At 72.0% G+C, this 26,439-nt stretch carries 27 protein-coding genes; 7 read left to right on the top strand and 20 right to left on the bottom strand.

Features of this window, described 5'->3' with window-relative positions; all coding sequences use genetic code 11:
* Both ABT048_RS20740 and ABT048_RS20745 read left to right on the top strand, forming a co-directional pair.
* Positions 1-2,459 (top strand): polarized growth protein Scy-related protein (locus ABT048_RS20740; protein ID WP_502894046.1); only part of this gene is annotated, 2,459 nt, incomplete at its 5' end.
* A gap of 107 nt (positions 2,460-2,566) precedes the next feature.
* On the top strand, positions 2,567-3,496 hold the full coding sequence (locus tag ABT048_RS20745) for a coiled-coil domain-containing protein (RefSeq protein ID WP_030057505.1): 930 nt from the start codon (positions 2,567-2,569) through the stop codon (positions 3,494-3,496).
* 87 nt (positions 3,497-3,583) lie between these two features.
* On the opposite strand, the gene ABT048_RS20750 is transcribed toward ABT048_RS20745, so the two are convergent.
* A complete protein-coding gene (locus ABT048_RS20750; protein WP_350522900.1) occupies positions 3,584-3,895 on the bottom strand; it encodes a hypothetical protein in 312 nt (103 codons plus the stop codon).
* Entirely contained in the window at positions 3,892-4,689 is a 798-nt protein-coding gene (locus tag ABT048_RS20755) for an alpha/beta fold hydrolase (protein WP_350522901.1), read from the bottom strand. Before ABT048_RS20755 ends, ABT048_RS20750 begins: the two co-directional genes overlap by 4 nt.
* A 92-nt stretch (positions 4,690-4,781) precedes the next feature.
* Between ABT048_RS20755 and ABT048_RS20760 the strand changes: the two genes are divergently transcribed.
* Complete coding sequence (locus tag ABT048_RS20760) at positions 4,782-5,786, top strand: ABC transporter ATP-binding protein (RefSeq protein WP_350522902.1); 1,005 nt, start codon at positions 4,782-4,784, stop codon at positions 5,784-5,786.
* A gap of 1 nt (position 5,787) precedes the next feature.
* Entirely contained in the window at positions 5,788-6,555 is a 768-nt protein-coding gene (locus ABT048_RS20765) for an ABC transporter permease (RefSeq protein WP_350522903.1), read from the top strand.
* A 34-nt stretch (positions 6,556-6,589) separates the two neighbouring features.
* Here ABT048_RS20765 and ABT048_RS20770 read toward each other — a convergent pair whose 3' ends face one another.
* Positions 6,590-6,913 (bottom strand): Rv1322 family protein, encoded by a 324-nt coding sequence (locus ABT048_RS20770; RefSeq protein WP_350522904.1) that lies wholly within the window; start codon positions 6,911-6,913, stop codon positions 6,590-6,592.
* 391 nt (positions 6,914-7,304) lie between these two features.
* On the opposite strand from ABT048_RS20770, the gene ABT048_RS20775 reads away from it, so the two are divergent.
* A complete protein-coding gene (locus ABT048_RS20775; protein ID WP_350523029.1) occupies positions 7,305-8,453 on the top strand; it encodes an LLM class flavin-dependent oxidoreductase in 1,149 nt (382 codons plus the stop codon).
* A 115-nt stretch (positions 8,454-8,568) separates the two neighbouring features.
* Here ABT048_RS20775 and ABT048_RS20780 read toward each other — a convergent pair whose 3' ends face one another.
* The gene (locus ABT048_RS20780; protein ID WP_350522905.1) at positions 8,569-8,961 is read right to left on the bottom strand and encodes an SCO5389 family protein; all 393 of its coding nucleotides are present in this window, start codon (positions 8,959-8,961) and stop codon (positions 8,569-8,571) included.
* Between the two features lie 490 nt (positions 8,962-9,451).
* Between ABT048_RS20780 and nucS the strand changes: the two genes are divergently transcribed.
* Entirely contained in the window at positions 9,452-10,111 is a 660-nt protein-coding gene (nucS, locus tag ABT048_RS20785; RefSeq protein ID WP_350522906.1) for an endonuclease NucS, read from the top strand.
* A gap of 4 nt (positions 10,112-10,115) precedes the next feature.
* Here the strand turns inward: nucS and ABT048_RS20790 are convergent, their stop codons facing one another.
* The 5 genes from ABT048_RS20790 to ABT048_RS20810 form a co-directional block, all read right to left on the bottom strand.
* Positions 10,116-12,371 carry an ATP-binding protein gene (locus ABT048_RS20790; RefSeq protein WP_350522907.1) on the bottom strand — a complete coding sequence of 752 codons (2,256 nt, stop codon included), beginning with the start codon at positions 12,369-12,371 and terminating at the stop codon, positions 10,116-10,118.
* A 215-nt stretch (positions 12,372-12,586) separates the two neighbouring features.
* Positions 12,587-12,910: an STAS domain-containing protein gene (locus tag ABT048_RS20795; RefSeq protein WP_350522908.1), complete on the bottom strand. Its 324-nt coding sequence runs from the start codon at positions 12,908-12,910 to the stop codon at positions 12,587-12,589.
* 353 nt (positions 12,911-13,263) lie between these two features.
* Positions 13,264-14,133, bottom strand: a complete 870-nt coding sequence (locus tag ABT048_RS20800; protein WP_350522909.1) for a 3-hydroxyacyl-CoA dehydrogenase family protein — start codon at positions 14,131-14,133, stop codon at positions 13,264-13,266.
* A 316-nt stretch (positions 14,134-14,449) separates the two neighbouring features.
* Positions 14,450-15,100 carry a response regulator gene (locus ABT048_RS20805; protein ID WP_350522910.1) on the bottom strand — a complete coding sequence of 217 codons (651 nt, stop codon included), beginning with the start codon at positions 15,098-15,100 and terminating at the stop codon, positions 14,450-14,452.
* The gene (locus ABT048_RS20810) at positions 15,097-16,305 is read right to left on the bottom strand and encodes a sensor histidine kinase (protein WP_350522911.1); all 1,209 of its coding nucleotides are present in this window, start codon (positions 16,303-16,305) and stop codon (positions 15,097-15,099) included. Before ABT048_RS20810 ends, ABT048_RS20805 begins: the two co-directional genes overlap by 4 nt.
* 156 nt (positions 16,306-16,461) lie before the next feature.
* On the opposite strand from ABT048_RS20810, the gene ABT048_RS20815 reads away from it, so the two are divergent.
* A complete protein-coding gene (locus ABT048_RS20815) occupies positions 16,462-17,061 on the top strand; it encodes a hypothetical protein (RefSeq protein WP_350522912.1) in 600 nt (199 codons plus the stop codon).
* Positions 17,062-17,070: 9 nt separating this feature from the next.
* On the opposite strand, the gene ABT048_RS20820 is transcribed toward ABT048_RS20815, so the two are convergent.
* The 11 genes from ABT048_RS20820 to ABT048_RS20870 form a co-directional block, all read right to left on the bottom strand.
* Complete coding sequence (locus tag ABT048_RS20820) at positions 17,071-17,643, bottom strand: cob(I)yrinic acid a,c-diamide adenosyltransferase (protein ID WP_350522913.1); 573 nt, start codon at positions 17,641-17,643, stop codon at positions 17,071-17,073.
* Between the two features lie 141 nt (positions 17,644-17,784).
* Positions 17,785-18,285, bottom strand: coding sequence for a DUF2550 domain-containing protein (locus ABT048_RS20825; protein ID WP_350522914.1), 501 nt, complete (start codon positions 18,283-18,285; stop codon positions 17,785-17,787).
* A gap of 148 nt (positions 18,286-18,433) precedes the next feature.
* Positions 18,434-18,817, bottom strand: coding sequence for a F0F1 ATP synthase subunit epsilon (locus tag ABT048_RS20830; RefSeq protein WP_030235805.1), 384 nt, complete (start codon positions 18,815-18,817; stop codon positions 18,434-18,436).
* Positions 18,818-19,001: 184 nt separating this feature from the next.
* Positions 19,002-20,447 carry a F0F1 ATP synthase subunit beta gene (atpD, locus tag ABT048_RS20835; protein WP_350522915.1) on the bottom strand — a complete coding sequence of 482 codons (1,446 nt, stop codon included), beginning with the start codon at positions 20,445-20,447 and terminating at the stop codon, positions 19,002-19,004.
* 2 nt (positions 20,448-20,449) lie between these two features.
* Entirely contained in the window at positions 20,450-21,364 is a 915-nt protein-coding gene (locus ABT048_RS20840; protein WP_350522916.1) for a F0F1 ATP synthase subunit gamma, read from the bottom strand.
* Between the two features lie 32 nt (positions 21,365-21,396).
* Complete coding sequence (gene atpA, locus ABT048_RS20845) at positions 21,397-22,971, bottom strand: F0F1 ATP synthase subunit alpha (protein WP_350522917.1); 1,575 nt, start codon at positions 22,969-22,971, stop codon at positions 21,397-21,399.
* Between the two features lie 156 nt (positions 22,972-23,127).
* Positions 23,128-23,943 (bottom strand): F0F1 ATP synthase subunit delta, encoded by an 816-nt coding sequence (locus ABT048_RS20850; RefSeq protein ID WP_350522918.1) that lies wholly within the window; start codon positions 23,941-23,943, stop codon positions 23,128-23,130.
* A complete protein-coding gene (locus tag ABT048_RS20855) occupies positions 23,940-24,497 on the bottom strand; it encodes a F0F1 ATP synthase subunit B (RefSeq protein WP_350522919.1) in 558 nt (185 codons plus the stop codon). The genes ABT048_RS20850 and ABT048_RS20855 overlap by 4 nt, the downstream gene beginning before the upstream one ends.
* A 35-nt stretch (positions 24,498-24,532) precedes the next feature.
* Entirely contained in the window at positions 24,533-24,769 is a 237-nt protein-coding gene (atpE, locus tag ABT048_RS20860; protein ID WP_030235786.1) for an ATP synthase F0 subunit C, read from the bottom strand.
* A gap of 90 nt (positions 24,770-24,859) precedes the next feature.
* The gene (gene atpB, locus ABT048_RS20865) at positions 24,860-25,675 is read right to left on the bottom strand and encodes a F0F1 ATP synthase subunit A (protein ID WP_350522920.1); all 816 of its coding nucleotides are present in this window, start codon (positions 25,673-25,675) and stop codon (positions 24,860-24,862) included.
* A 285-nt stretch (positions 25,676-25,960) separates the two neighbouring features.
* On the bottom strand, positions 25,961-26,404 hold the full coding sequence (locus ABT048_RS20870; RefSeq protein WP_350522921.1) for a Cg1360 family ATP-synthase-associated protein: 444 nt from the start codon (positions 26,402-26,404) through the stop codon (positions 25,961-25,963).
* Between the last annotated feature and the right edge of the window lie 35 nt (positions 26,405-26,439).

Below are 26,439 nucleotides of genomic sequence, written 5' to 3' on the forward strand. Positions count from 1 at the left end.
ACGCCACCGACCTCACCGAACGCACCGCCACCGAGACCGCCCAGGTCCGCGCCGCCGCCGACACCTACGCCACCGAACAGCGCGAGACCGCGGACACCTACGCCACCGGCGTGCGGGCCGAGGCCGAGCAGGCCGCCGGCGAACTGCGGGCCCTCGCCCAGCGCGAGACCACCCAGCAGCGCGAGACCGCCGAGGCCTACGCCGACCGCGTCCGCACCGAGGCCGAACAGCACGCCACCGACCTCACCGAACGCACCGCCACCGAGACCGCCCAGGTCCGCGCCGCCGCCGACACCTACGCCACCGAACAGCGCGAGACCGCGGACGGCTACGTCGCCGAGCAGCGCGAAGCGGCCGACACCTACGCCACCGAGCAGCACGAAGCGGCCGACACCTACGCCACCGAGCAGCACGAGGCCGCCGACGCCTACGTCGCCGAACAGCGCGAGGCCGCCGACGGACTGCTGGAGCGCGCCGCGGCCACCGCCGAGCAGCGCCGGACGGAGGCCGCCAGGGACGCCAAGGCCGTCCGCGAGAAGGCCGCCGCCGAGCTGGCGCTGGCCAACGAGCAGGCCGAGACCGTCCGGGCCGAGGCCGGCCGTGAGCTGTCCGAGGCCCGCGCCACCGCCGACAGCATCCGGGGCGAGGCCGCGGCCGAGCTGGAGCAGGCCGAGGCCGACCGCGCCGAGCTGATCGCCGCCGCGAAGGCCGAGGGCGCCGAACTGGTCGCCGTCGCCGAGGAGGAGGCCGCCGAGGTCCGCCAGTCGGTGGCCGGCATGCACGAGGCCGCCGCCGAGCAGATCGCCGCGCTCAGGGCCACCGCCGAGCAGGAGGCCGCCGAGGTCCGCGAGGCCGCCGCACAGGCCGCCGCCGAGGTCCGCGACCTCGCCGACCGCGAGACGACCGAGCAGCGCGAGCTCACCGACCGGGAGACCGCCGAGCAGCGCGCGACGGCCGAGGCGTACGCCGCCGAGGTCCGCGACCTCGCCGACCGCGAGACCGCCGACCTGCGCGCCCGCACCGAGGCCGAGACCACCGCCCTGCGCGAGCAGACCGAGCTGGAGCTGGCCGCCGAGCGCAAGGCCGCCGAGGCCGAGCTCGACCGGCAGCGCGCGGAGGCCCACGCCTACGACGAGCAGCTGCGCACGGACGCCGAGGCCGAGCTGCGCGCCGCCCAGGAGACCGCCGAGCAGCTGCGCATCGACGCCGACGCCCAGGCCGCCCGTACCGTCTCCGAGGCCGAGGCCCGGGCCGCCCGCACCGTCGCCGACGCCGAGGAGCTGGCCGCCGGGCTGCACGCCGAGGCGGAGGAGTACGCCCTCGCCACCCGCACGCTGGCCGACGAGTACGACAGCGCCACCCACGCCCGGGCCGACGCGTTCGACGCGGAGACCCGGGAGGCCGCCGAGCAGTTCGACAAGTCCACCCGCGAGCGGGCCAAGTCCGTCCTGGAGAAGGCCTTCGCCGACGCCGAGGCGCTCGGCGAGGACGCCCAGACCACCGCGCTGGCCACCACCGCCGCCGCCGAGGAGCAGGCGGACGCGATGGTCGCCGCCGCCCGCAAGGAGGCCGACCGGCTGGTCGCCGCCGGCGAGGCGGGCGGTCTGGCCGAGGTCGAGAAGGGCCGCTCGGACGCCGACGCGCTGCTCGCCGAGGCCCGCCGGGACGCCACCGGGATCCGCGAGCGCGCCGAGGAACTGCGCGAGCGCACCGACGCCGAGGTGGAGGCGCTGCACGAGCGCGCCCGCAAGGAGAACGCGGCGGCCATGAAGTCGGCCGGCGAGCGGGTGGACGCGCTGGTGACGGCCGCCCAGGAGCAGCTGACCGAGGCCGAGGAGCAGGCGGTGGCCACCGTCGCCGAGGCCGAGGACCGCGCCGCGGCGCTGGTCGCCGCCGCCGAGGACCGCGCGAACGAGCTCACCTCGGAGGCCTCCGCCGAGGCCAGCAAGGTCCGTCTCTCGGCGGTCCGCAAGGCCGAGGGCCTGCTCAAGGAGGCGGAGACCAAGCTCGCCACCTCCACCGACCGCGCCGAGGCGCTCATCGAGAAGGCGGAGGCGAAGCTGCAGTCGGCCGAGGCCGAGGCGGAGGAGCGGCTGGAGCGGGCGGCGACGGAGGCGGAGAAGCGCCTGCGGGACGCCGAGGAGACCGCGGACGAGCAGGTCGAGCTGGCGAAGGCGGAGGCCGAGCGGCTGCTCGCCGAGGCCAAGGCCGAGGCGAAGCGGGTCACCGACGAGGGCCGGCGCGAGCTGGACGAGCTGGTGCGCCGCCGCAAGGACATCAACACGGAGATCTCCAGGGTGCAGGACGTGCTGTCCGCACTGGAGGCCTTCGAGGCGCCTGCGCCGGTCGCGCAGACCAACGGGGGAAGCAGCAAGAAGGACGGGGGCGCCAAGGCCGGTGCCGGAGTTGGCTCCCCCCGGTCGGGTGGCAATCGCTCCAAGAACGCACCACCCGATTGAGCGGACATTGTCCGCGAGAGAACGGCATTTCGCCGTCGACACTCCGGTACCGTGTCAGGATTCCCTCAACCACCTCAGCGGTTTGACGACAGGAAGCCCAGAACCCCATGAGCGACAGTCACTCCCCTCACGGCTTCGACCTGGTACGCCGTGGGTACGAGCGCGCCCAGGTCGACGAGCGGATCACCAAGCTGGTGGCCGACCGTGACAGTGCCTTGACCCGGATCAGCGCGCTGGAGAAGCGGATCGAGGAGCTCCACCTGGAGACCCAGACCGCCCAGGCGGCGGTCGTCGAGCAGGAGCCCTCGTACGCCGGTCTCGGTGCCCGGGTCGAGAAGATCCTGCGGCTCGCCGAGGAGGAGGCCAAGGACCTGCGCGACGAGGCGCACCGCGCCGCCGAGCAGCACCGCGAGCTCGCCGAGGCCGCCGCCCAGCAGGTCCGCACCGAGGCCGAGAACTACGCCAAGGACCGCAAGGCCAAGGCGGAGGACGAGGGTCTGCGGATCGTCGACAAGGCCAAGAGCGACGCCGCCCAACTGCGCGCCGAGGCCAACAAGGACGCCCAGAACAAGCGCGAGGAGGCGGACGCCCTCTTCGAGGAGACCCGCACCAAGGCCGCCCAGGCCGCGCTGGAGTTCGAGACCAACCTGGCCAAGCGCCGCGAGCAGTCCGAGCGCGACCTGGCCGCCCGTCAGGCCAAGGCCGAGAAGCGCCTGGCCGAGATCGAGCACCGGGCCGAGCAGCTGCGCCTGGAGGCCGAGAAGCTGCGCACCGACGCCGAGCGCCGCGCCCGCCAGACCGTCGAGACGGCCCAGCGCCAGTCCGAGGACATCGTGGCGGACGCCAACGCCAAGGCCGACCGCATCCGCAGCGAGTCCGAGCGCGAGCTGGCGGCGCTCACCAACCGCCGCGACAGCATCAACGCCCAGCTGACCAACGTCCGCGAGATGCTGGCGACGCTGACCGGCGCGGCCGTGGCCGCCGCCTCGCTGCCGAACGACGACACCATGGGCGTGCCCGCCCAGCAGTCGCGCTGACGCAGCTCCGCACCTGACGGCCGGCAGGCCCTCACCCGCCCGGGTGAGGGCCTGCCGGCCGTCGTGCCGTCATCACCCCGGGCGGTTCTACCGGGGGTAGGCGCCGTCCGGTCGCTGGTGCCCGCTGCTGAGCTGGTTGCCCTCGTCGTCGGAGACGGTGCCGAACCAGGAGGTGCACCAGACCGAGACCGAGTCGGGCCAGTACTGCACCTCGAAGGGGTGGCCGGAGCCGTGGTCGCCGTACGAGGTGACGATGAAGGTCTCCCCCGGGCGCATCCAGTAGTCCTCGCCGAGCGGTTCCAGGGTCAGCTCGACCAGCCCCTCGCTCCGGTTGGTCACGGGCATCCGGCCGCTCACCTCCAGCGCCGAGAAGTCCCAGGCGGCCGCGTCCTCGTTCATCCGGCGGCCACCCGCCGCAGCAGGGCCCGGACGGCGGCGTCGAAGGCCTCGGGCGCCTCCAGGGGGCTCAGGTGGCCCACCCGGGGGATGACGGTCAGCTCGGCGTCCGGCCGGGCCCGCAGCATCAGTTCGGCCTCCTCGGGCGCCACCAGGGCGTCCTGGGCGCCCGCCACCACCGCGACCGGCACCCGCAGCCCGGCGAGCACGTCCAGGGAGTCGGGGCGGGCCGCCATGGCCCGCAGGGCCCAGGCGACGGAGGCCGGCGAGGCGGCGGCGACCATCGACTGCACCCGCTCCACGAGGTGCTGCGAGTCGGGCCCGAGCTGCCCGGCCGCGACCTGCTCGTCCAGCAGCAGCTGCACGCTGTCCCGCGCGGTGACGGCGGCGGCGATCCGTTCCCGGTTGGCCCGGACCGCGTCGCTGTCGGCGGTGGCGCGGGTGTTGGCGAGCAGCAGACCGGCCAGCCGTCCGGGGTGGCGGCGGGCGAAGGCCAGCGCCACGTAGCCGCCCATCGAGATCCCGCCGACCACCGCGCGCTCGATCCCGGCCGCGTCCAGCAGCAGGGCGAGGTCGTCCGCGACCGCGTCCAGCGAGGGCGTGTCGGCGCCCAGCTCGGTGCCGCCGAACCCCCTCTGGTCGGGGGCGAGCACCCGGGCCCCGTCCCCGGTCAGGCCGGGCAGCGCGTCCAGCTGGGACGACCACATCGAGGCGTTCAACGGATAGGCGTGCAGCAGCACGAGGGGTGTTCCGGTACCGCTCTCGCGGACGGACACCGCGGCAGGGAGCTCGGTCATGCGCCCACCGTATTCCGGCACGCCCGATGAACCCACTCAGCGGGCCGCGATATCCCGTTTGTCCTAGCCTGACAGCGAGTAAGGGAGCGCGAATGATCGAGTTGCACGACCTGACAAAACGTTACGGCAAGACGCTCGCGGTGGACCGGCTCAGCTTCACCGTCCCCCGGGGCGTGGTGACCGGCTTCCTCGGCCCGAACGGCGCGGGCAAGTCCACCACCATGCGCATGATCCTCGACCTCGACCGCCCGACCGGCGGCCGGGTCACCATCGACGGCAAGCGCTACGGACAGCTCAGCGAGCCGCTCAAGTACATCGGCGCGCTGCTGGAGGCCAAGGCCGTCCACCCCGGCCGCACCGCCCGCGACCACCTGCTCTGGCTCGCCCAGAGCAACCGCATCCCGGAGCGCCGGGTGGACGAGGTGCTCGCCCTGGTCGGCCTCACCCCCGTCGCCCGCAAGCGGGCTCGCGGCTTCTCGCTCGGCATGGGCCAGCGCCTGGGCATCGCCTCCGCACTGCTCGGCGACCCGGAGATCGTCATGTTCGACGAGCCGGTCAACGGCCTGGACCCGGAGGGCATCCTCTGGATCCGCAACCTGATGAAGCGCCTCGCCGGCGAGGGCCGGACGGTCTTCGTCTCCTCCCACCTGATGAGCGAGATGGCCGTCACCGCCGACCACCTGGTGGTCATCGGCAAGGGCCGACTGCTCGCCGACCTGCCGATGCCGGAGTTCATCCGGCGCAACTCCCGCTCCGCCGTACGGCTGCGCAGCCCCGAGCCCGAGCGGCTGCTCGACCTGCTGGCCGGTGCCGGCCTGCGGCACGAAGCCGGCCCGGACGGCTCCTACGAGGTGGTCGACGGCGACCTCGCCCGGCTCGGCGACCTGGCCGCGGCGAACGGCGTGGTGCTGCACGAACTCAGCCCGCAGCAGGCCTCGTTGGAGGAGGCGTTCATGCAGATGACGGCCGACTCGGTGGAGTACCACGCGGGCGACGGGCCGGGCCTGGACGCGGCCGGCGCGCCCGGCGCCTGGGGCGCCGGCTGGAAGGCGGACGGCGCCCGGCCGGCCGCCGCGGCACAGCAGGAGGAGAACTGAGATGGCGTCCTACCCGGCGATCCTGCGCTCCGAGTGGACGAAGATCCGCAGCGTCCGCTCGACGGTCTGGACGCTCGCGCTGACCTTCGTCGTCACCGTCGGCATCGGCGCGCTGCTGTCCCTGCTCACCAACAACAACTTCACCGAGTTCCGCCGCAACGAGCAGACCCCGTTCGACGCCACCGGAACGGCCTTCGCCGGCATCATGCTCGGCGAGCTGGCCATCATCGTCTTCGGCGTGCTGGCGATCGGCAACGAGTACAGCAGCGGCATGATCCGGGTCACCCTGGCCGCCGTCCCGCAGCGCGCCACCCTGCTCGGCGGCAAGGCCGCGGTCCTCGGCGCGCTGGCCCTGGCGGTCTCACTGGTGACGGCCTTCGTGACCTTCTTCGTCGGCCAGTCGCTGCTCGGCTCGCACTCCACCACGATCGGCGAACCGCACGTGCTGCGCGCGGTGTTCGGCGCCGCGCTGTACCTGACGATGCTCTGCCTGTTCTCGGCGGGCGTCACCACGATGCTGCACAACCAGACGCTCGCGCTCGGCGTGCTGGTGCCGTTCTTCTTCCTGCTCTCGCCGATCCTCTCGGCGGTGCCGAAGGTCAAGACCCTGGCCCACTACTTCCCCGACTACGCGGGCTCGCGGATGCTGCTGGTCTACGAGCAGCACGGCCAGCCGTACGGTCCGTGGGCCGGTTTCCTCATCTGCCTCGCCTGGACCGCGGCGGCCCTGGTCGGCGGCGTGCTGGTGCTCAAGAAGCGCGACGCGTGAGGCGGTTCGGCAGGCCCGGCCCGGTCGGGGGCCGTCAGTACCGCGGAGCGCCGCGGCCTCGCAGGACGTTGGAGGCCCGGCGCTCCCGCGCTCCCCAGCACGCGCGGTGCCAGTGCCGCCGGTCGTCCACCCCCGCGCCGTGCATCGGCCAGGCCACCACGTGGCCCACGCCCGACGGGATCTCCTGGTCGCAGCCCGGGCAGCGGTAGGCCCGCCCCGACGTCCCGGCGACCGTCTGGACCACCCAGTCGTCGCCCTGGTAGCTCTCGGTGCGGCGCAGCGAGCCGCCGAGCGGGGCGGCCGGCTGGCTGCTCTCGCGGGGGGCGGCGCTCTTGATCCGGTTGCGGCGCGGCGACACGGCGGACTGCCTCTCTTCCGGGGGCTCTGGGCCGTTCCAGCCTACGGCCGGCGGGCCCCCCGAACGGCCACTATCACGGGTCCGCCCGACACTCCGGTCTTTTTACCGAGATCCACCCGATCATCAGGGAAATTCGGGGTTCGGCGTGCCATTGGCACATGACATCCGATACCCACAAGGGGTAGAGGCGGGGCTCGCAGACCCTGCGCGCACCCGAGGAGGCCCAAGGATGACCAAGACCAGCGCCCGTGCCGAGACCCGTCGACCCGTCGGGGTCCGGCCGCCGGCCCCCGGCCCGACGCTGGCCACCGTCCCGCCGGTGACGGCCGTCGCGGGCGAGCCGCTGCCCGCGACGCAGCGCGCGGGGGCCCTGTCGGCGGACACCGCGCCGGTGCGGGTCGGCCTGTTCCTGCTGTCCGCGCAGTTCCCCGGGCAGAGCCACGGCGAGGCGCTGGAGCGCACCGTCCGGTCCGCCGTCGAGGCCGAACGGGCCGGCCTGGACAGCGTCTGGCTGGCCGAGCACCACTTCGTCCCGTACGGGGTCTGCCCGGACGCCGCGACGCTCGCCGCGCTCCTGCTCGGCCGCACCCGCCGGATCGGCGTCGGCACGGCGGTCAGCGTGCTGTCGACCCGCCACCCGGTGGCGCTCGGCGAGCAGGCCGCGCTGCTGCACCTCACCTCCGGCGGGCGCTTCACGCTCGGGGTGGGCCGCGGCGGGCCGTGGATCGACCTGGACGTGTTCGGCGACGGCGTGGACGCCTTCGAGAACGGCTTCCCGGAGCGGCTGGACCTGCTGCTGCGTTGGCTGCGCGGCTCCCGGGTGGGCGCGGACGGCCCGCAGTTCAGCTTCCCCGAGGTGGCGGTGGTGCCACGGGCCGCCGAACCGCTGCGGCGGCCCGGCCTGGGCAGCTGGCTCGGCCTCGGCGAGCAGGCGGGCCCGGTGCGCTTCCCGCGCCAGCGCCAGGACGACGAGGGGCTCGGCGAGGAACTCACCGCCACCGGACGGCCGGTGGCCGGCCCGCCGGTGGTGGTCGCCTGCACCTCCCCGGGCGGGGTGAAACTGGCCGCCGAGCGCGGACTGCCGATGCTGCTCGGCATGCACTCCGGGGACGACGACAAGGTGCGGATGCTGGAGCTGTACCGCTCCGCCTGGCTGGCCGCCGGGCGCAGCGAGGAGCAGCTGCGCCGGGTGGGCCGCCGGCACGTGGCGGCCGGGGTCGCGCAGGTCGACGACCGCGCCGCGGCGGCCCGCTCCACCCTGCTGAACGCGATGCCCGGCTGGTTCGAGTACGGGCTCGGCGCCCACCGCACCGTGGACGGCCGCGAGCGCAAGATGCGCGACGCGCACCAGTACACCGAACTCCTCTGCGACCTGCACGCGGTGGGCACCCCGCGGCAGTGCGCCGACCGGCTGCTGGCCACCGCCGAGCGGACCGGCATCCGCCGCTTCGCGCTGCTCGCCGAGGGCAGCGGCGACCACGAGGCGACCCTGCACAACATCGCCCGGCTCGGCTCCGAGGTGCTGCCGCAGCTGGGCTGAGGGGCGCGCCGCCCCCGTCCCCCACCGCCGGGCCCGGGCCGCCGCCCCTCCCCCCGCACCGGGGGACGGGGGCGGCCGGCGCCGCGGTGGCACCGCGTCGGTCGGTTGCCGGGGCTCAGCAGTCCCGCAGTTCGTCGGACTGGTTGAGCAGCTGCTCCCGGACGGAGGTGAAGCGCGTGAACCGTGCGTCGTTGGTCTCCGACGGCAGGAACACCGCCACCCGGTGACAGTTCTGGAAGGCCAGCCGTACGCCGAAGTGGCGCTGCAGGGCGCCCCGGATGGCATCGCTGGCCAGGGCGCGCAGCAGCTGGCCGCGGGCCTGCTCGCTGGGCGGCGGTACCTGGTTGTCGGCGAAGTCGGTGCCGTCGACCTTGGCCTGGGCGACCAGCGAGCTGATCAGCTCCCAGGCGTACGGCAGCGAGACGCGGACGCAGTCGACGAATTCCCGCTCGTCGACCTCGCCCCGCTCAGCCTTTTCCAGCAGGGCCGGTGAGACGTCGAGCGACATGGATTCTCCTCTCGCGGTCCACCCGCGCGGCGCCCGGGTGGTCGTGCGTAGTCCAAGCTCAGTGAGGGTGGGCGAATCGCGTGTGGTGTCCGGAACACCGTGGGACGGGGGCTGCCGGCACCTTCGCGACCAGCGGCGGCGGTACGGGACGTGACGTCCCGAACACCGACCGCGCTCAGAACAGCGTGGCAGTCAACGGCGGAGCAGGCCGGTCATTCCTGGGGATTGCTCCGGAAATACGGTGTGGTGCACCAGATTGGCCGGATCCTGTCGGATCGTTCATCTGAAGTCTCCATCCCCGTTGACAGCGATCCCGCAAGCATGCCGTCACACACCGTAGCGACCGGACGGGACGGGCGCCAGACCGCGGCGGGCAGGAGACGAACAGGAGCGGAATCGCCGGACCTCAATGTTCGCGGGGTTCGCGCTTTCTTCACCCCGTCGTCGCGGAATCGCATCAACTGGCCCCGGTGGGCTAGCGTGGTCGACCGTGCGTCTCGTAATTGCCCGCTGCTCAGTCGACTATGCCGGTCGGCTCTCCGCCCATCTGCCCTCCGCCACCAGGCTCATCCTGGTCAAGGCCGACGGCAGCGTCAGCATCCACGCCGACGACCGCGCCTACAAGCCGCTCAACTGGATGTCCCCGCCGTGCGTCCTCAAGGAGGCCGACGGGGTCTGGACGGTGGAGAACAAGGCCGGCGAGAAGCTCATCATCACGCTGGAGGAGGTGCTTCACGACTCGTCCCACGAACTCGGGGTGGACCCGGGGCTGATCAAGGACGGTGTCGAGGCACACCTCCAGGAGCTGCTCGCGGACCGGATGGAGGTGCTCGGCAGCGGCTGGTCGCTGATCCGCCGCGAGTACCCGACCGCGATCGGCCCGGTGGACATCCTCTGCCGCGACGCCGACGGCACCACGGTGGCCGTCGAGATCAAGCGCCGCGGCGAGATCGACGGCGTCGAGCAGCTCACCCGCTACCTCGAACTCCTCAACCGGGACCCGCTGTTGGCCCCGGTCAAGGGCGTCTTCGCCGCGCAGGAGATCAAGCCCCAGGCCCGCGTGCTGGCCACCGACCGCGGCATCGGCTGCGTGGTGCTGGACTACGACGAGCTGCGCGGCATCGACGACGACAAGCTCAAGCTGTTCTGACCGTTCAGAGCCCGGGAACGGCCGGAGTGGCCGATCCGCTCGGGCTCTGCGACGAGGACGGCGAGGTCGTCGGGCTGCTCGGGGGTGTCACCGGCGGCGTCGACGGGCTGGTCGACGGTGTCGTCGGCACCGTCGTGGGGCGGCTGGTCACCGGCTTCGGCGGCTGCGACTGACCCGGGACGGTCGGCTGCGGCTGCTGGGCGGTCGGCGACTCGCTCGCCCCCGGCGAGGAGCTCGGCTTCCTGGTCGGCGAGGCGCTCGCCGAGTGCGAGGCGCTGCCGCTGACCGACGGCACCGGGCTGCCGCTCGACGCCGTCGGGCTGCCCGGCACGGTGCCGGGCGCGCCCGGGGAGACGCTGCCGGAGGGCTGCGGGAACGGCGCGTCCTGGGTGCCGCCGCCCTGGTCCATCCGGCCGCTGTGCGGGTCGTTCGAACGGTGCTCGTCCGGCCCGGTGAGGCTCATCGCCACCGCCGTCCCGAGCACCCCCATGGTCAGCACGACCGTGGAGACCACGGCGACCCGCCGCCGCCTGCTGGACTTCAGCCGGGCCGGCACCCTGGCCGCGATCTTGCGGATGACCGGCGCCCGGCTGGACACCGCCGGCGCGGCGGCCGACAGCTGCCGCCCGTCGGCGCGCAGCAGGTCGAGCATCCGGCGTGCGGAGGCCACCCCGCGCTGCTCCCCCGCGGACGCCCGCAGGGTGAGCGCGGTCTCCAGCTCCGCGACGGCCCTCGACGGCTGCCGGACGCAGATCGCGTGCACGCCCGCCTCGTGGTGGAACCAGGCCTGGTCGCTCGCCGAGCCGGCCCGGCGGGCCGCCTCCTGGCCGAGCTGCAGCACCCGCTCCCAGGCGCCCCAGCGCAGCGCCAGCGCCAGCGCGGGCGCCGCCGCCCGGGCCAGCCGGACCACCGCCTCGTGGCGTCCGGCGTTCCGGTCGGCGAGCAGGACGCCGATCACCACCTCGGCCTCGGCGGCGATCTGCTCCAGCGTCACCGAGCTGTGCCCGACCCACCAGGCGAAGTGCTGGGCGGCGCCGTCCACGCAGCCGCGGGCCGGCCAGTCCGGGGCGAGCAGGTCGAGCGCACCGGCGGTCAGCCGGTGGTGCCCGCCGATGGACACCGTCAGCCCGGCGTCGGAGAGTTCGGCGAGGGCGGCCTCGCCCAGGCCGACGTCGATCAGCGCGGGCAGGTGCGGCGCGGTGGGGCACTCCCCGCCGAGGGCGACGGCGAGCCGCAGCACGGCCTGCGCGGGCTCGCTCAGGCCCTCGGCGAGCCGGACCGCGGGCGAGGCCGTCTGCGCGACGGAGGGCAGCGGGACGGTGCGACGCAGCGCGTCCTCCCGGACCGCCGGGTCGGGGTCGCGGACGGGCCCCTCGACCGCGCCGAAGACGTCCATCCGGTCGTCCTCGGCGGCGACCAGCGCGTCCACCGAGACGTCCCGCTGGCGCAGCAGGGCGGCGGCCTGGACGAAGCGCAGCGGCAGGCCCTCGGACTCGAACCAGAGGTCGACCGCCCAGGCCTTCTCGGCGACGTCCAGGGGGCGCCCGGCCAGCCGGGCGGTGAGGGCGAGGCAGGCGGAGCGGGAGAGCCCGGCGACGAGGTGGTCCCGCAGCCGGGAGCCGGCCGGCAGCGGCGGGCTGTCCGGGGCGGCCGCGACCAGGAAGGCGCAGCCGGGGGCGACGGCCGGCAGCTGCTCCAGCTCGGCTTCGGAGAGTTCGGCGGCGTCGATCACCACGACGGCTCCGACCTCGGCGAGGTGGACGGCCAGCTGGTCCGGGTCGGGACGGTAGCCGGGGGCGTGGTGGGTGGCCGTGAAGAGGTCTTGGAGCAGGTCGGCGAGGGTGCGGCGGTGGCCGCAGAGCTGGACGACACCGCCGGGGGTGAGGTCGGCGGCGGCCTCGGCGACGGCCGACAGCAGTGCGCTGCGACCGGAGCCGGCCTGGCCGACCAGGCGTATCGAGCGTCCTTCGGAGAGCAGGCCGAGCAGTTCGGCGATGTCCGCCTCGCGGTCCAGCAGCGGCAGGTCGGCCGGGCCGGCGCCGAGTGCGAGCGGGCCGACCGCGCGGCCGACGCCGCCGGCCGGGCCGCGGGCGGGTTCGCTGCGCTCGATCCGGCGCGGGCGGGGCCGCCACTCCTCCGGGCAGGGCCTGGCCTCGGAACCGTCCGGGGCGCCGACTCCCACCAGCAGGCCGCCGGAGACCAGTTCGCCGCCGCGGGTGCGGACGGCCTCCTGCCGGAACTCCCCGGATGGCTGTGCCACGTTCTGCTCCGCATCGTGCTCGGCCGTCGGCGCCCCGGGCCGGTCGGCTGACGTCTCCCGGTCGTGGCCGCGGGCGGTCTGGGGCAGCCCCGGCGGCCGTTTCTGACGGGCAGACTCTTGCACATCCGGGCCCGCCCGTGCAGGGCGGTCCGGGTCGGGGGGCGGTCGTGAACCGCTGACCAGGGACGTTGCGGGGACGTACGGCCCGCGGCGTGCTACATGGCGATGCCGTGCGCCTCGGCGACGCCGCCGTCGACGGCCAGGATGCGGTGCAGTTTGGTGGCCACCAGCAGCCGTTGGAGCTGGGCCGGGACGGAGCGCAGCACCAGTCGGCGGCCGATCCGGCCGGCCCTCCGGTGGGTGCCCATGATCACGCCGAGGCCGGTGGCGTCCCAGAACTCCAGTCGGGCGAGGTCGAGCACGAGGTCGCCGAGGCCGCCGTCCACGGCCTGGTGCAGCTTGGCCCGCGCGTCGGCGGCGGTGCGCACGTCGAGGCGGCCTTCGATGGCCAGCGCCGTGTGGTCGCCGGTGATGCGCATGCTCTCCTCCTTCGCCTGGACGGCCTGGTGCGGGTGGGGCCGACCCGGCCGGACCGGGTGCGGGAGCGGAGTGTGCGTCCGGGCGGGCCGCGGCCCCACGCCCGGATCCGGTCGGAAGGCCGGGTTCCCCCATCTGACGGCGAACCTGCTCCGCAGGTTGCTGGTTCCGGCCGGATCTGAAGCAACTTCACTCGTCCGAGGGAATATACGCAGGAAGTCTCCACACCTACGCTCGATTACCGCCCAAATCACCCGTCTGCGGCACCCGGCGTGAGGAAACTCACCCGACCCGGCGGAGCGGGCCGCGCGACGCTCCGATCGCACGGCCCGCCGGGTCGTTCAGCCCCGTCGGCTCACTTGCCTTCGTACGGGTAGAAGCCGCGGCCGCTCTTGCGGCCCAGGTCACCGGCGGTGACCATGCGGGCCATGATCTCCGGGGCGGCGAACTTCTCGTCCTTGGTCTCGGTGTAGATGTTGTGGGCGGCGTGCAGCAGGATGTCCACGCCGGTCAGGTCGGCGGTCTGCAGCGGGCCCATCGCGTGGCCGAAGCCGAGGCGGCAGGCGGTGTCGATGTCCTCGGCGGTGGCGACGCCCGACTCGTACAGCTTGGCGGCCTCGACGACCAGCGCGGTGATCAGGCGGGTGGTGACGAAGCCGGCCACGTCGCGGTTGACCACCACGACCTCCTTGCCGACGCCCTCGGCGTAGGCGCGGGCGGTGGCCAGCGTCTCGTCGCTGGTCTTGTAGCCGCGGACCAGCTCGACCAGCTTCATCATCGGGACCGGCGAGAAGAAGTGGACGCCGACGACCGACTCCGGGCGCTGGGTGGTGGCCGCGATCCGGGTGATCGGGATGGCGGAGGTGTTGGAGGCCAGCACGGCACCGTCCTTGGCGAGCTTGTCCAGCTCGCGGAAGACGGCCTCCTTGACGTCCAGCTGCTCGAACACGGCCTCGACCACGATGTCGGCCTCGGCGACGGCGCCCAGGTCGGTGGTGGTGGTGATCCGGCCCAGCGCGGCCTCGGCGGCCTCGGCGCTCAGCCGGCCCTTGGCGACGAACTTCTCGTACGAGGCGCGGATGCCCGCGAGTCCGCGCTGCAGCGCCTCCTCGGTGACGTCCCGCAGCACCACCGGGTGGCCGGCCTGCGCGGACACCTGGGCGATGCCGGCGCCCATCAGGCCGGCACCGATCACGGCGATCTGCTTGCTGGACGCATTGCTCATGGCTTGGTCTCCGATGCCGTCGCCGCCCCGCGGGCGGGCCCTGAAGGCGGCTCAGGGCAGGGGTGACCGCCGTGGAGCCGCATCGCTCGATCTTCCTGCCTCGCCTGCGCTCGGCAGTCGCTTGCGCGGAGCTCGCTGCTTCGTTCGTTCACTCGCTCCGCTCGCTCACGCGGACTCTAGTGCCCGAATCCCCCACGCAGTAGCAATCGGGAGTGTGATCTGCAACCGACCTGGTCAGCCGCCCGGGTGACCGGTCGGAGCCCGTCGGCCGGGCGCCCGGGCGCCCGGAAGCTCCGGCGGCCGGATGGTCGGACGGTCAGATGGTCAGGCCGAGGTCCTGGGCCAGGATCGCCGCCTGCACCCGGTTGCGCAGGCGCAGCTTCGCCAGGATCCGGCTCACGTGCGTCTTGGTGGTCGCCTCCGCCATCGCCAGCCGGGTCGCGATCTCCCCGTTGGACAGCCCGGCCCCGATGCAGGCCAGCACCTCCCGCTCACGGACGGTCAGCCCGGACACCGCCTCCCGGGCCTCGGGCCCGACCGGCCGATCCGGACGGGCGAAGGCGCCGATCAGCCGCCTCGTCACCGAGGGCGCCAGCATGCCGTCCCCGCGGGCCACCGTCCGGATGCCCTCGATCAGGGTGTCCGCCTCCAGGTCCTTGAGCAGGAACCCGGCCGCGCCCGCCCGCAGCGCGCCGTAGACGTACTCGTCCAGGTCGAAGGTGGTCAGCACGAGCACCTGGCCGGCCCCGGCGGCGACCACCTCGCGGGTCGCCGAGACGCCGTCCAGCCGGGGCATCTGCACGTCCATCAGCACCACGTCGGGCCGCAGCTCCAGCGCCAGCCGGACGGCCTCCTCGCCGTCGGCGGCCTGCCCGACCACCTCGAACTCCGGCTCGGCCCGCAGGATCATCACCAGCGCCGCCCGCACCGCCGCCTGGTCCTCGGCCACCAGCACCCGGATCGTCATGCCCGCCCCTCGCTCCCCTGCGTGTGCGGCAGTACCGCGCGCACGCTCCAGTACCCGTCCTTCGGGCCGGCCTCGAAGCTGCCGCCGAGCAGCCCGACCCGTTCCGCCATGCCCACCAGTCCGGCCCGGGCGCCGGGCAGTTCGCGGCCCGGCTCGCCGCGGTACGGGCTGTCGACCGCGATCCGCAGGTCCTGCGGCCCGAACTCCAGCCGCAGCCGCACCAGTCCGGGCCCGGCGTGCTTCAGCGCGTTGGTCAGCGACTCCTGGACGATCCGGTACGCGGCCAGCCCGACCGGCACCGGCACCTCCCCGCGCTCGCCGTGCTCGGCCAGCTCGAACTCCAGCCCGACGTCCTGGCCGGCCGCCCGGGCCTTGGCCAGCAGGGCGTCCACCGCGGCGAGGTCGGGCGCCGCGTACGACTCGTCGACCTCTCCCCCGCCGCTGTCCCGGAGCAGTCCGATCATGCGACGCATTTCGGCCAATCCCTGGACGCTGTTCTCCCGGATCACCGCCAGCACCTCCACCAGCGGGTCGTCCGCGGGCAGGCTCCGGCGCTTGGCGACGGACTGCGCGCCGGTGGCGTGGATCGCGATCGCCGACAGGTGGTTGGCCACCACGTCGTGCAACTCCCGTGCCATCCGGGCCCGTTCCGCGCCGACGGCCTCGCGCCGGTCCATCTCCGAGAGCAGCGCGGTCTGTTCGGCCCGCAGCCGCTCGGCCTCCGCCTCCTGCCGGTGCTTGCGCACCACGTCGCCGGTCCACACCGGCGCCAGGAAGACCAGCGAGCTGATCACCGCGACCAGCAGCCCGGACGGGGTGCCGGCGGCGTACCAGGCCAGGCTGGAGAGCACCAGCACGGTCGAGCCGCCGGTCAGGTGCAGCACCCGCGACATCCGGCGGTTGCCGTAGATCACCGCGGCGTACAGCAGATCGGTGTACATGATCAGGGTCGCCAGCAGGCTGCCGGTGAACAGGCTGGCCGCGAAGGCCAACCCGCCGAGCGACACCGCGAGCACCGGCCTGGTGCGCCGGCACAGCTCCAGCCCGGACATCACCAGCATCGGCAGCACCACCGCCCACAGCTGCACGTGGTCGGCGTTGTCGTACACCCGGAAGACGATCAGCACGGCGCCGCCGAGCAGCCCGCAGAGGGCGATCAGCTGGTCCTGCCGGCGCGGGGAGAGAGACGGGACGGGAACGGGCACGCCCCCATCCCACCATCCCCGGCGGACCGTCCGGCTCCGGTCCACGGAGGAGCCCGCTACATCGAAAGATGCAGACCGGGACGGCACCGCACGACGACGACACGGGCGCACCCGCGCACGAGGCTGGACACACCGCCGAACGTCCGGGAGCAGAACGTGATCGTCACCCTCATCGTCGCGGCCGAGATCTCCTGGTGGATCGTCCTCGGCCTGGCCCTCTCCACCCGCTACCTGCTGCGGTGGCGCCGCACCAGCACCGTCCTGCTGCTCGGCCTCCCGGCCGTCGACCTCGCGCTGTACGCGCTCACCGTGCTCGACCTGCGCGGCGGCGCCGAGGCGAGCTGGACGCACGCGCTCGCCGCGAGCTACGCCGGGTTCTCGGTCGGCTACGGCCCCTCGCTGGTCCGCTGGGCCGACCGGCGCTTCCAGCACCGTTTCGCCGGCGGCCCCAAGCCGCTGCCCTCGCCGAAGTACGGCCCCGAGCGGACCAGGCACGAGTGGCAGATCGCCGGCCGCACCGTCGTCTCCGCCGCGATCACCCTCGGCCTGATCACCCTGCTCGTCCCGCTCTCCGCGGGCTCCGCCCACTACGGCACGTTCCTGCAGTGGTACCTCAAGCTGGGCATCGCGGCCGTGGTCAACGTGGTCGTGGCCGGCTGCTACTCGCTGTGGCCCAAGGAGGCGCCGGCCGGCGTCCTGGTCGAGAACGGCCGCGTGGTGGAGCCGGAGAAGGCCCCGGCGGAGTCGTCGCGCTAGCGCGCGCGGCTAGCGGTTCTCGCCCGGCACCCAGAGCACGTCGCCGCGCTCCTTGTTGGCGACCCGGGCCAGGATGAACAGCAGGTCGGACAGCCGGTTGAGGTACTTCGCGGTCAGCGGGTTGACGGTGTCCCCGTGCTCCGCGATCGCCGCCCAGGTCGAGCGCTCGGCCCGCCGCACCACCGTGCAGGCCAGGTGCAGGTGGGCCGCGCCGGGCGTGCCGCCGGGCAGGATGAAGCTGCGCAGCTTCTCGACCTGCTCCAGGTAGTGGTCGCAGTCCTGCTCCAGGCGGTCGACGTAGGACTGCAGCACCCGCAGCGGCGGGTACTTCGGGTCCTCCACCACCGGGGTGGACAGGTCGGCGCCGACGTCGAAGAGGTCGTTCTGGACCCGCACCAGCACCGCCGCGACGTCCTCCGAGAGCGCCCCGACCGCCAGGGCCACCCCGATCGCCGCGTTCGCCTCGTTGGCGTCCGCGTAGGCGATCAGCCGCGGGTCGGTCTTGGTGGTCCGGCTCATGTCGCCGAGCGCGGTGGTGCCGTCGTCGCCGGTACGGGTGTAGATGCGCGTCAGATTGACCATGCGGCCACCCTAGCCCGCGACGTTAGGCGGCGTTAACCCCGCAAGGACATCGCACGCCCCGACCCGAGGGTCTCGTCGCTACGCGACGTTGACCTCCCCCAGCCTCCGGCCGGGGGCGCCCCCACCCCGAGGGTCTCGTCGCTACGCGACGTTGACCCTCTGCCCGGGCGGGGCCGCCTCCAGCCAGGCCAGGAAGCCGGTCAGCGCGTCCTCGCTCATCGCCAGCTCCAGCGGCTCCCCGCTGTGCAGGCAGCGCAGCACCACCGAGCCGGAGAGCAGAGCCAGCTCCTCCTGGCCCTCCGGGTAGCGCCGGCCGAGGACCTCGATCTCCCGGCGCGGCAGCACCTTGCGCGGCCGCGGGGCGTACGAGAAGACCCGGAACCACTCGATCGAGTCGCCGCTGTACCGGCCGATACCAAAAACCCACCCCTTGCCGTCGGTCGGGGGGACCGGGGCGGAGGTGGGCTTCCCGTTCTCGTCGAGGTCGGGCTGCGTCGAGGCGTCGGCGGGCATTTTAAGCCGGTAACTGCAGTCGAACGTTCCGCCTACCCGCTGGATCAGCCGGCGGCGGACGGCGAAGGCCACCAGGCCGATCACACCCAGGGCCACGACCGCCGCACACACCACAAGCGCGAGGACCATGCTCACCTACCTCCTCGCTACCCGCGTTCCCCGTAGCGGTCGTATCAAGCGACCGCGCTGACCTACCAACTACGACGACAGTCCCGGGGTCACGCTCACGCGTCCCCGGGACCGTCGGTCGACCCCGCTAAGCCGGGGTCCGGCGCACTCAGGCGTGGGCCTTGAGGCCGCGCGCCGCGAACAGACGGACCTCGGCGCGCCGCTCGGCGTGCTCGTCCAGGCCCGACTTGGCCTTCTCCAGTGCGCGCTCGGCACGCGCGACGTCGATCTCGTCCGCCAGCTCGGCGATCTCCGCGAGCAGAGACAGCTTGTTGTCGGCGAAGGAGATGAAGCCGCCGTGCACCGCGGCGATCACGGTGCCGCCGTCCACCGTGCGGATGGTGACCGGACCGGTCTCCAGCACGCTCAGCACCGGGGTGTGGCCCGGCATGATGCCGGTGTCACCGGAGGCCGTACGGGCGACGACGATGGTGGCCGCACCGGACCACACCTTGCGGTCGGCTGCGACCAGCTCGACGTGCAGCTCAGCCAACGTGGGCTCCTAGGCTCATGCAACGCCCGATTACTCGGGAGTTTCGGTAAGAATAACGGCCCCGCACCCTCGGCATGAAACCGGCGGCACGGATTTGACCGGAATCACAGCCGATGCGACGCGAGGGGTGGTCCCCAGGCTCGGGGGCCACCCCTCACGGTCACTCAGCTGCTACCGGCCGCGATTACTTCTTCGCCAGCTCGGCGGCGTTCTTCTCCAGGTCCTCGATGCCACCGCACATGAAGAAGGCCTGCTCCGGGACGGAGTCGTACTTACCGTCGGCGATCGAGTTGAAGGCCTCGATGGTCTCCGACAGCGGCACGGTCGAACCCTCGACGCCGGTGAACTGCTTCGCCACGTAGGTGTTCTGCGAGAGGAAGCGCTCGATGCGACGGGCACGGTGCACCGTGATCTTGTCCTCTTCGGACAGCTCGTCGATGCCGAGGATCGCGATGATGTCCTGGAGGTCCTTGTACTTCTGCAGGATCCCCTTGATACGGATGGCCGTGTCGTAGTGGGTCTGCGCGATGTACCGCGGGTCGAGGATGCGGGACGTGGAGTCCAGCGGGTCGACGGCCGGGTAGATGCCCTTCTCCGAGATCGGGCGCGACAGAACGGTGGTCGCGTCCAGGTGGGCGAAGGTGGTGGCCGGGGCCGGGTCGGTCAGGTCGTCCGCGGGGACGTAGATCGCCTGCATCGAGGTGATCGAGTGACCGCGGGTCGAGGTGATGCGCTCCTGCAGGAGGCCCATCTCGTCGGCCAGGTTCGGCTGGTAACCCACCGCGGAGGGCATGCGGCCGAGCAGGGTCGACACCTCGGAACCGGCCTGGGTGAACCGGAAGATGTTGTCGATGAAGAGGAGCACGTCCTGCTTCTCGACGTCACGGAAGTACTCCGCCATGGTCAGCGCGGACAGCGCGACGCGCAGACGGGTGCCCGGCGGCTCGTCCATCTGGCCGAAGACCAGCGCGGTCTTGTCCAGAACGCCCGAGTCGACCATCTCGTCGATGAGGTCGTTGCCCTCACGGGTGCGCTCGCCGACGCCGGCGAACACCGACACACCACCGAAGTTCTCGGCGACGCGGTAGATCATCTCCTGGATCAGAACGGTCTTGCCGACACCGGCACCACCGAACAGACCGATCTTGCCACCCTGGACGTACGGGGTGAGCAGGTCGATGACCTTGATGCCGGTCTCGAACATCTCGGTCTTGGACTCAAGGTCCTTGAACTCGGGGGCCTTGCGGTGGATCGGCCACCGGACCTCGACCTGGGAGTCGAACTCCGCCTGGTCGACGTTCAGCACGTCACCGAGGGCGTTGAACACCTTGCCCTTGGTGATCTGGCCGACCGGCACGGAGATCGCGGCACCGGTGTCGGTGACCTGCGAACCGCGGACCAGGCCGTCGGTCGGCTGCATCGAGATGCCGCGGACCATGCCGTCGCCGAGGTGCTGGGCGACCTCAAGGGTCAGGGTCTTCTTGCCCGTGCCGTCGGGGTTGTCCACCTCGACGTGCAGGGCGTTGTACATGTCCGGAATCGCGTCGACGGGGAACTCCACGTCGACGACCGGGCCGATGACCCGCGCGACGCGGCCCGTCGCCGTGGTCGGCTCAACAGTGGTGGTCATACTCATTCGCTCCCGCGGCTCGCGTCAGCGAGCGCGTTGGCGCCACCGACGATCTCGCTGATTTCCTGGGTGATCTCGGCCTGACGGGCCGAGTTGGCAAGCCGCGTGAGCGACTTGATGAGCTCGCCGGCGTTGTCCGTCGCGCTCTTCATCGCACGGCGGCGGGCGGCGTGCTCGGAAGCGGCCGACTGCAGCAGCGCGTTGTAGATCCGGCTCTCGACGTACCGCGGCAGCAGCGCGTCCAGGACGCCCTCCGCCGACGGCTCGAAGTCGTAGAGCGGGAAGATCTCCGACTTGGCCGGCGACTGGTCGCTGAGCTGGACCTCGTCCAGCTTCAGCGGCAGCAGCCGGGCCTCCACCGCGTTCTGCGTCAGCATCGACACGAACTCGGTCGAGATCAGGTGGAGCTCGTCCACGCCGCCGGTCTCGGCCGTGAAGGCCTCGATCAGGTCGGCTGCCACGGTCTTCGCGTCACCGTAGGTCGGCTTGTCCGAGAATCCCGTCCACGAGTCCGCGATCGTGAGATTGCGGAACGTGTAGTACGAGACACCCTTGCGACCGATGATGTACGTCACCACGTCCTTGCCCTCGGACCGCAGGCGCTCGGTGAGCGTCTGGGCGGCCTTGATGGCGTTGGTCGAGTAACCGCCCGCCAGGCCGCGGTCCGCCGTGATCAGCAGGACGGCGGCACGCGAGGCGTTCGGGTTCTCGGTGGTGAGCGGGTGCTTGGCGTTGGACCGGGTGGCCACCGCCGTCACCGCCCGGGTGAGCTCATCGGCGTACGGAGTGGAGGCGGCCACCGCGCGCTGCGCCTTGACGATGCGCGACGCGGAGATCATCTCCATCGCCTTGGTGATCTTCTTCGTCGCGGTGACAGAGCGGATCCGGCGCTTGTAGACCCGAAGCTGTGCTCCCATGGGTCGTTACGTCCTTTCCCTCGCTACCGGACTCAGGCCTGCTCGGAGAGCAGCTTGCCGTCAGCGGTCTGGTAACCCTGCTTGAAGGCCTCGATCGCGGTGGTGAGCGCGTCGACGGTGCCGTCGGCCAGCAGACCGGTCTCGACGATGCCGGCCAGCAGGTCCTTGTGCTGCAGGCGGACGTGGTCCAGGAACTCGCGCTCGAAGCGACGGACCTCGGCGACCGGGACGTCGTCCATCTTGCCGGTGGTGCCGGCCCAGATGGAGACGACCTGCTCCTCGACCGGGAACGGCTGGTACTGGCCCTGCTTCAGCAGCTCGACCATGCGCGCACCGCGCTCCAGCTGGGCCTTGGAGGCCGCGTCCAGGTCGGAACCGAAGGCGGCGAAGGCCTCCAGCTCGCGGTACTGGGCGAGGTCCAGGCGCAGACGGCCGGCGACCGAGCGCATGGCCTTGATCTGGGCGGAGCCACCGACGCGGGAGACCGAGATACCGACGTTCACGGCCGGGCGGATGCCGGCGTTGAACAGGTCGGACTCCAGGAAGCACTGGCCGTCGGTGATGGAGATGACGTTGGTCGGGATGTACGCCGAGACGTCGTTGGCCTTGGTCTCGATGATCGGCAGACCGGTCATCGAGCCGCCGCCCAGGGCGTCGTTCAGCTTGGCGCAGCGCTCCAGCAGGCGGGAGTGCAGGTAGAAGACGTCACCCGGGTAGGCCTCGCGGCCCGGCGGGCGGCGCAGCAGCAGGGAGACGGAGCGGTAGGCCTCGGCCTGCTTCGACAGGTCGTCGAAGATGATCAGGACGTGCTTGCCGTCGTACATCCACTCCTGGCCGATGGCCGAACCGGTGTACGGGGCGAGGTACTTGAAGCCGGCCGGGTCGGAGGCGGGAGCAGCCACGATGGTGGTGTACTCCAGCGCGCCGGCCTCCTCCAGGGCGCCGCGGACGGACGCGATGGTGGAGCCCTTCTGGCCCACGGCGACGTAGATGCAGCGGACCTGCTTCTCCGGGTCGCCCGAGCGCCAGTTGTCACGCTGGTTGATGATCGTGTCGACGGCCACCGCGGTCTTGCCGGTCTGGCGGTCGCCGATGATCAGCTGACGCTGGCCGCGGCCGATCGGGGTCATCGCGTCGATGGCCTTGATGCCGGTCTGCAGCGGCTGCTTGACCGACTTGCGGGCCATGACGCCGGGGGCCTGCAGCTCCAGGGCGCGACGGCCGGTGGCCGCGATGTCGCCGAGACCGTCGATCGGGTTGCCCAGCGGGTCCACGACGCGGCCGAGGTAGCCGTCGCCGACCGGAACCGAGAGGACCTCGCCGGTGCGGCGCACGGTCTGGCCCTCTTCGATGCCGCCGAACTCACCGAGGACGACGACACCGATCTCGCGGGTGTCGAGGTTCAGCGCGAGGCCGAGGGTGCCGTCCTCGAACTTCAGCAGCTCGTTCGCCATGACCGAGGGCAGGCCCTCGACATGCGCGATGCCGTCCGCCGCGTCAGTGACCGTGCCGACCTCTTCCACAGAAGCGGCGTCCGGCTGGTACGACTGGACAAAGTCGGCCAGCGCGTCCCGGATCTCCTCCGGACGGATCGTAAGCTCCGCCATCAGGCTTCCCTGCTCTCCTAGTTTGCGATCCTCGGCCCGCCATTGAGGGCCGCAAGTATTCGACTCTCGGCCGGGTCTTTCGAACCGGCCGTACGATTTGCCGGCTCCTTGGGGAGCCGGTTTCCCGACCGAGGGTCGGATGTGCTGCTTCGGTGCTCAGCCTTCGAGCGACTGGCGAGCGCCCTCAAGGCGGCTCGACACGGTGCCGTTGATGATCTCGTCGCCGATCTGCACCCGGACACCGCCGACGACCTCGGGGTCGACGTCGATGTTCAGGTGGACCTGGCGGCCGTACATCCGGCCCAGAGCACCGGACAGGCGCTCCTTCTGGGTGTCCGACAGCGGCACCGCGGTGGTGACCAGGGCCACCACGCGGCCGCGGCGAGCGGCGGCGAGCTTCGAGTAGGACTCAAGGCCCTGCTCCAGGCTACGGCCACGCGGCGCGTTCACGAGGGCGGTGACCAGCCGGACGGTGCCGGCGTTGGCGCGGCCGCCCAGCAGCTTCTTGATCAGCTCGGCCTTGGCGACGGCGCCGGCCTTCGGCTCGGTCAGCGCGGCGCGCAGCTCGTGCGAGCCGCTCACCACCCGGCCGAAGCGGAACAGCTCGTCCTCGACGTCGTCCAGGACGCCGGCCTTGTCCGCGGCGATGATCTCGGCGTACGCGGCGAGTTCCTCGGTCGCGTCCACCAGGTCGCGCGAGCCCGACCAGCGGGAGCGGACCAGACCGGAGACCAGGTCGACGGCCTCGCCGGAGACCTGGCCGGTCAGCAGCGAGGTGACCAGCTGGGCCTTGTCCTGGCCCGACCGGGACGGGTCGGTCAGGACACGGCGCAGCGAGACCTCACGGTCCAGCACGGCCGTGACGGCGGTGAGCTCCTCGGCGAGCTTGGCCGCGTCCACCGAGGTGGAGTCGGTCAGGCTCTCCAGGTTCTGCCGGCCGGCGGCGAGAGCCTCGCGGCTGGCGCCGATCACTTGGCCGCACCCTGAGCAACGGCGGCCTTGGCCTCCAGCTCGTCCAGGAAGCGGTCGATGACACCGCTCTGCCGGGCGTGGTCCTCAAGGGACTCGCCCACGATGCGGGACGCCAGCTGGGTGGCCAGCGAGCCCACGTCCTGGCGCAGGGCGGCAGTCGCCTGCTTCTTGTCGGCCTCGATCTGGGCGTGACCGGCCGCGACGATGGCCTCGCGCTGGCGCTGGCCCTCCTCGCGCATCTCGGCGAGCTGGGCGGCGCCCTGCTCGCGAGCCTGCTCGACGATGCGGGCGGCCTCGTGGCGCGCCTCGGCAAGCTCGGCACGGTACTGCTCAAGCACGGCCTGGGCCTCGGCCTGAGCGGCCTCGGCGCGCTCCATGCCGCCCTCGATGGCGTCCCGGCGCTCCGACAGCACCTTCTCGATGCTGGGGAGGAGCTTCTTGCCGAGGAGACCGAAGACGATGAAGAAGCAGAGCAGGCCGATAACGATCTCGGGCCAGTTGGGGAGGAGCGGATTCATCTGCTCCTCGGCCGCGAGCGTGGCCGCGATGCTCATATCTGGACCTTCCTCAGAAAGGGGCTACGGCGAAATTACTTGCCGGTGCCGAAGACGAACGGCATGACGATGCCGATCAGGGCGAGCGCCTCGGTCAGCGCGAAGCCGATGAACATGTTGGAACGGATCAGACCGGCAGCCTCGGGCTGACGGGCCATGGCCTGAACGCCGTTGCCGAAGATCAGACCAACGCCGATGCCGGGGCCGATGGCCGCGAGGCCGTAACCGACGGAGGCGATGGAACCGACGACGCCCTCAGCGAGCATGCTCATTGCGATTGTCCTTTGCAGGGGTGGTGAACCGGTGGTGATTGGCCACCGGGCGTTCCGGGGGGTGGTTCACGGGAGGCCAGGGCCTCGGGCTCAGTGCGCCTCTTCCAGGGCACCGGCGATGTAGCTGCTGGCCAGCATCACGAAGATGTAGGCCTGCAGGAACTGGACCAGCAGCTCGAAGGCGGTCAGGCCGACGGCGACGACGAACGAGGCCGAGCCGTACAGCGCGCCCAGGGTCGGGCTGAGCAGGTACCAGGAGGCGACGGAGAACATCACGATCAGCAGGTGGCCGGCGAACATGTTCGCGAAGGCTCGGACCGCGAGCGTGAAGGGGCGCACGAAGATGTTCGAGAAGAACTCGATCGGCACCAGGATGAACATGACCCAGCCGGGGATGCCCGACGGCCAGCAGAGGTTCTTCAGACCGCCGACGAAGCCGTGCTTCTTGAAGGTCAGCGTCATGTAGGTGACCCACACGACCGCCGCGAGGCCGGCCGGGAACGCGATCGCCGCCGTCACGGGGAACTGCGCGAACGGGATGACCGACATGATGTTCATCAACCAGATGAAGAAGAACATCGAGACCAGCATCGGGACGTACTTCTCGCCCTTCTTGCCGATCGTCTCCAGCACGATGGAGCGCTTGACGAAGTCGTAGCCGATCTCACCGACCAGCTGCAGCTTGCCCGGCACCAGGCGCGGCTTGGCGAACGAGGCCCAGAAGAAGACGACCACCAGCACTGCGACGACCATCGACAGCAGCATCGGCTTGTTGAAGTAGAAGCTGCCGATGGTGAAGATCGGCTTGAAGTCGAATTCGTTCAGACCCGGAGCCGGGAAGCCACAGCCAGCGTCCCCGAAGTGGCAACTGCCTGAGGCGAGGTACGACGTGAGTTCAGCACTCACCACGGACTCCTTCGTCGTGACGCATGGATACGGCACCCTCGGTGTGTCGGCGTGGCCTTGGGCCACGGAGCGGCACTGGAACTTGATGGGTTTCTCGCCGACCCCGCGCGACGGCGCTCTGCGCGACTGCGGGATCATCGAAGACTGCGCGGGTCCGGGGGGCGATCGGTCCGCTCTGCGGACAGACCAGGCCTCTTCCCGAACTCCGTTGTTGCGACGGACGATAGCAGGCCGTCAGTGCGGCATAAACACCGCCCCCCTCGTTGGAGGGACAGTTGGGCCTCGTCACTGTTGACGTCCCGAGTCCGAGGGCTTGTCGCCCTTCTTTTCCGAGGCGTCGGTGTCGACGTAGAAGGTCTTGGCCTTGAGAGCGCCGCGCACCTGGAAGCCCGTCCAGATCAGGGCGCAGCCCAGCAGGGTGAAGGCGAAGGCCTGCCGGTTGAACAGCTCGGTGTTCTTGAAGATCGCGAGCACGATGCCGACCAGCAGGATCTGGGTGGTGTACACCAGCAGTCCGGCGGCCATCAGGATGTGCGGGTTCGACCTGGTCAGCCGGTCGAGCGCGACCTGGCCGAAGCTGAAGAAGGCCATCACGAGCAGTGCGCCGAACAGGGCGCCGAGCAGGCCCTTCCCGCCGGCGACAGCGAACGAGATCGCCATGGCGATGATCCCGGCGACCGCAGTGGGAATCGCGGCGCCTCGGAGGATCCGGGCGTCGGTGGACGGCATGTCGGCAGCTCCGGCGGCATGTCGATGTGGCGGGG

The sequence above is a fragment of the Kitasatospora sp. NPDC096140 genome, assembly GCF_040303045.1.
GTDB lineage: Bacteria > Actinomycetota > Actinomycetes > Streptomycetales > Streptomycetaceae > Kitasatospora.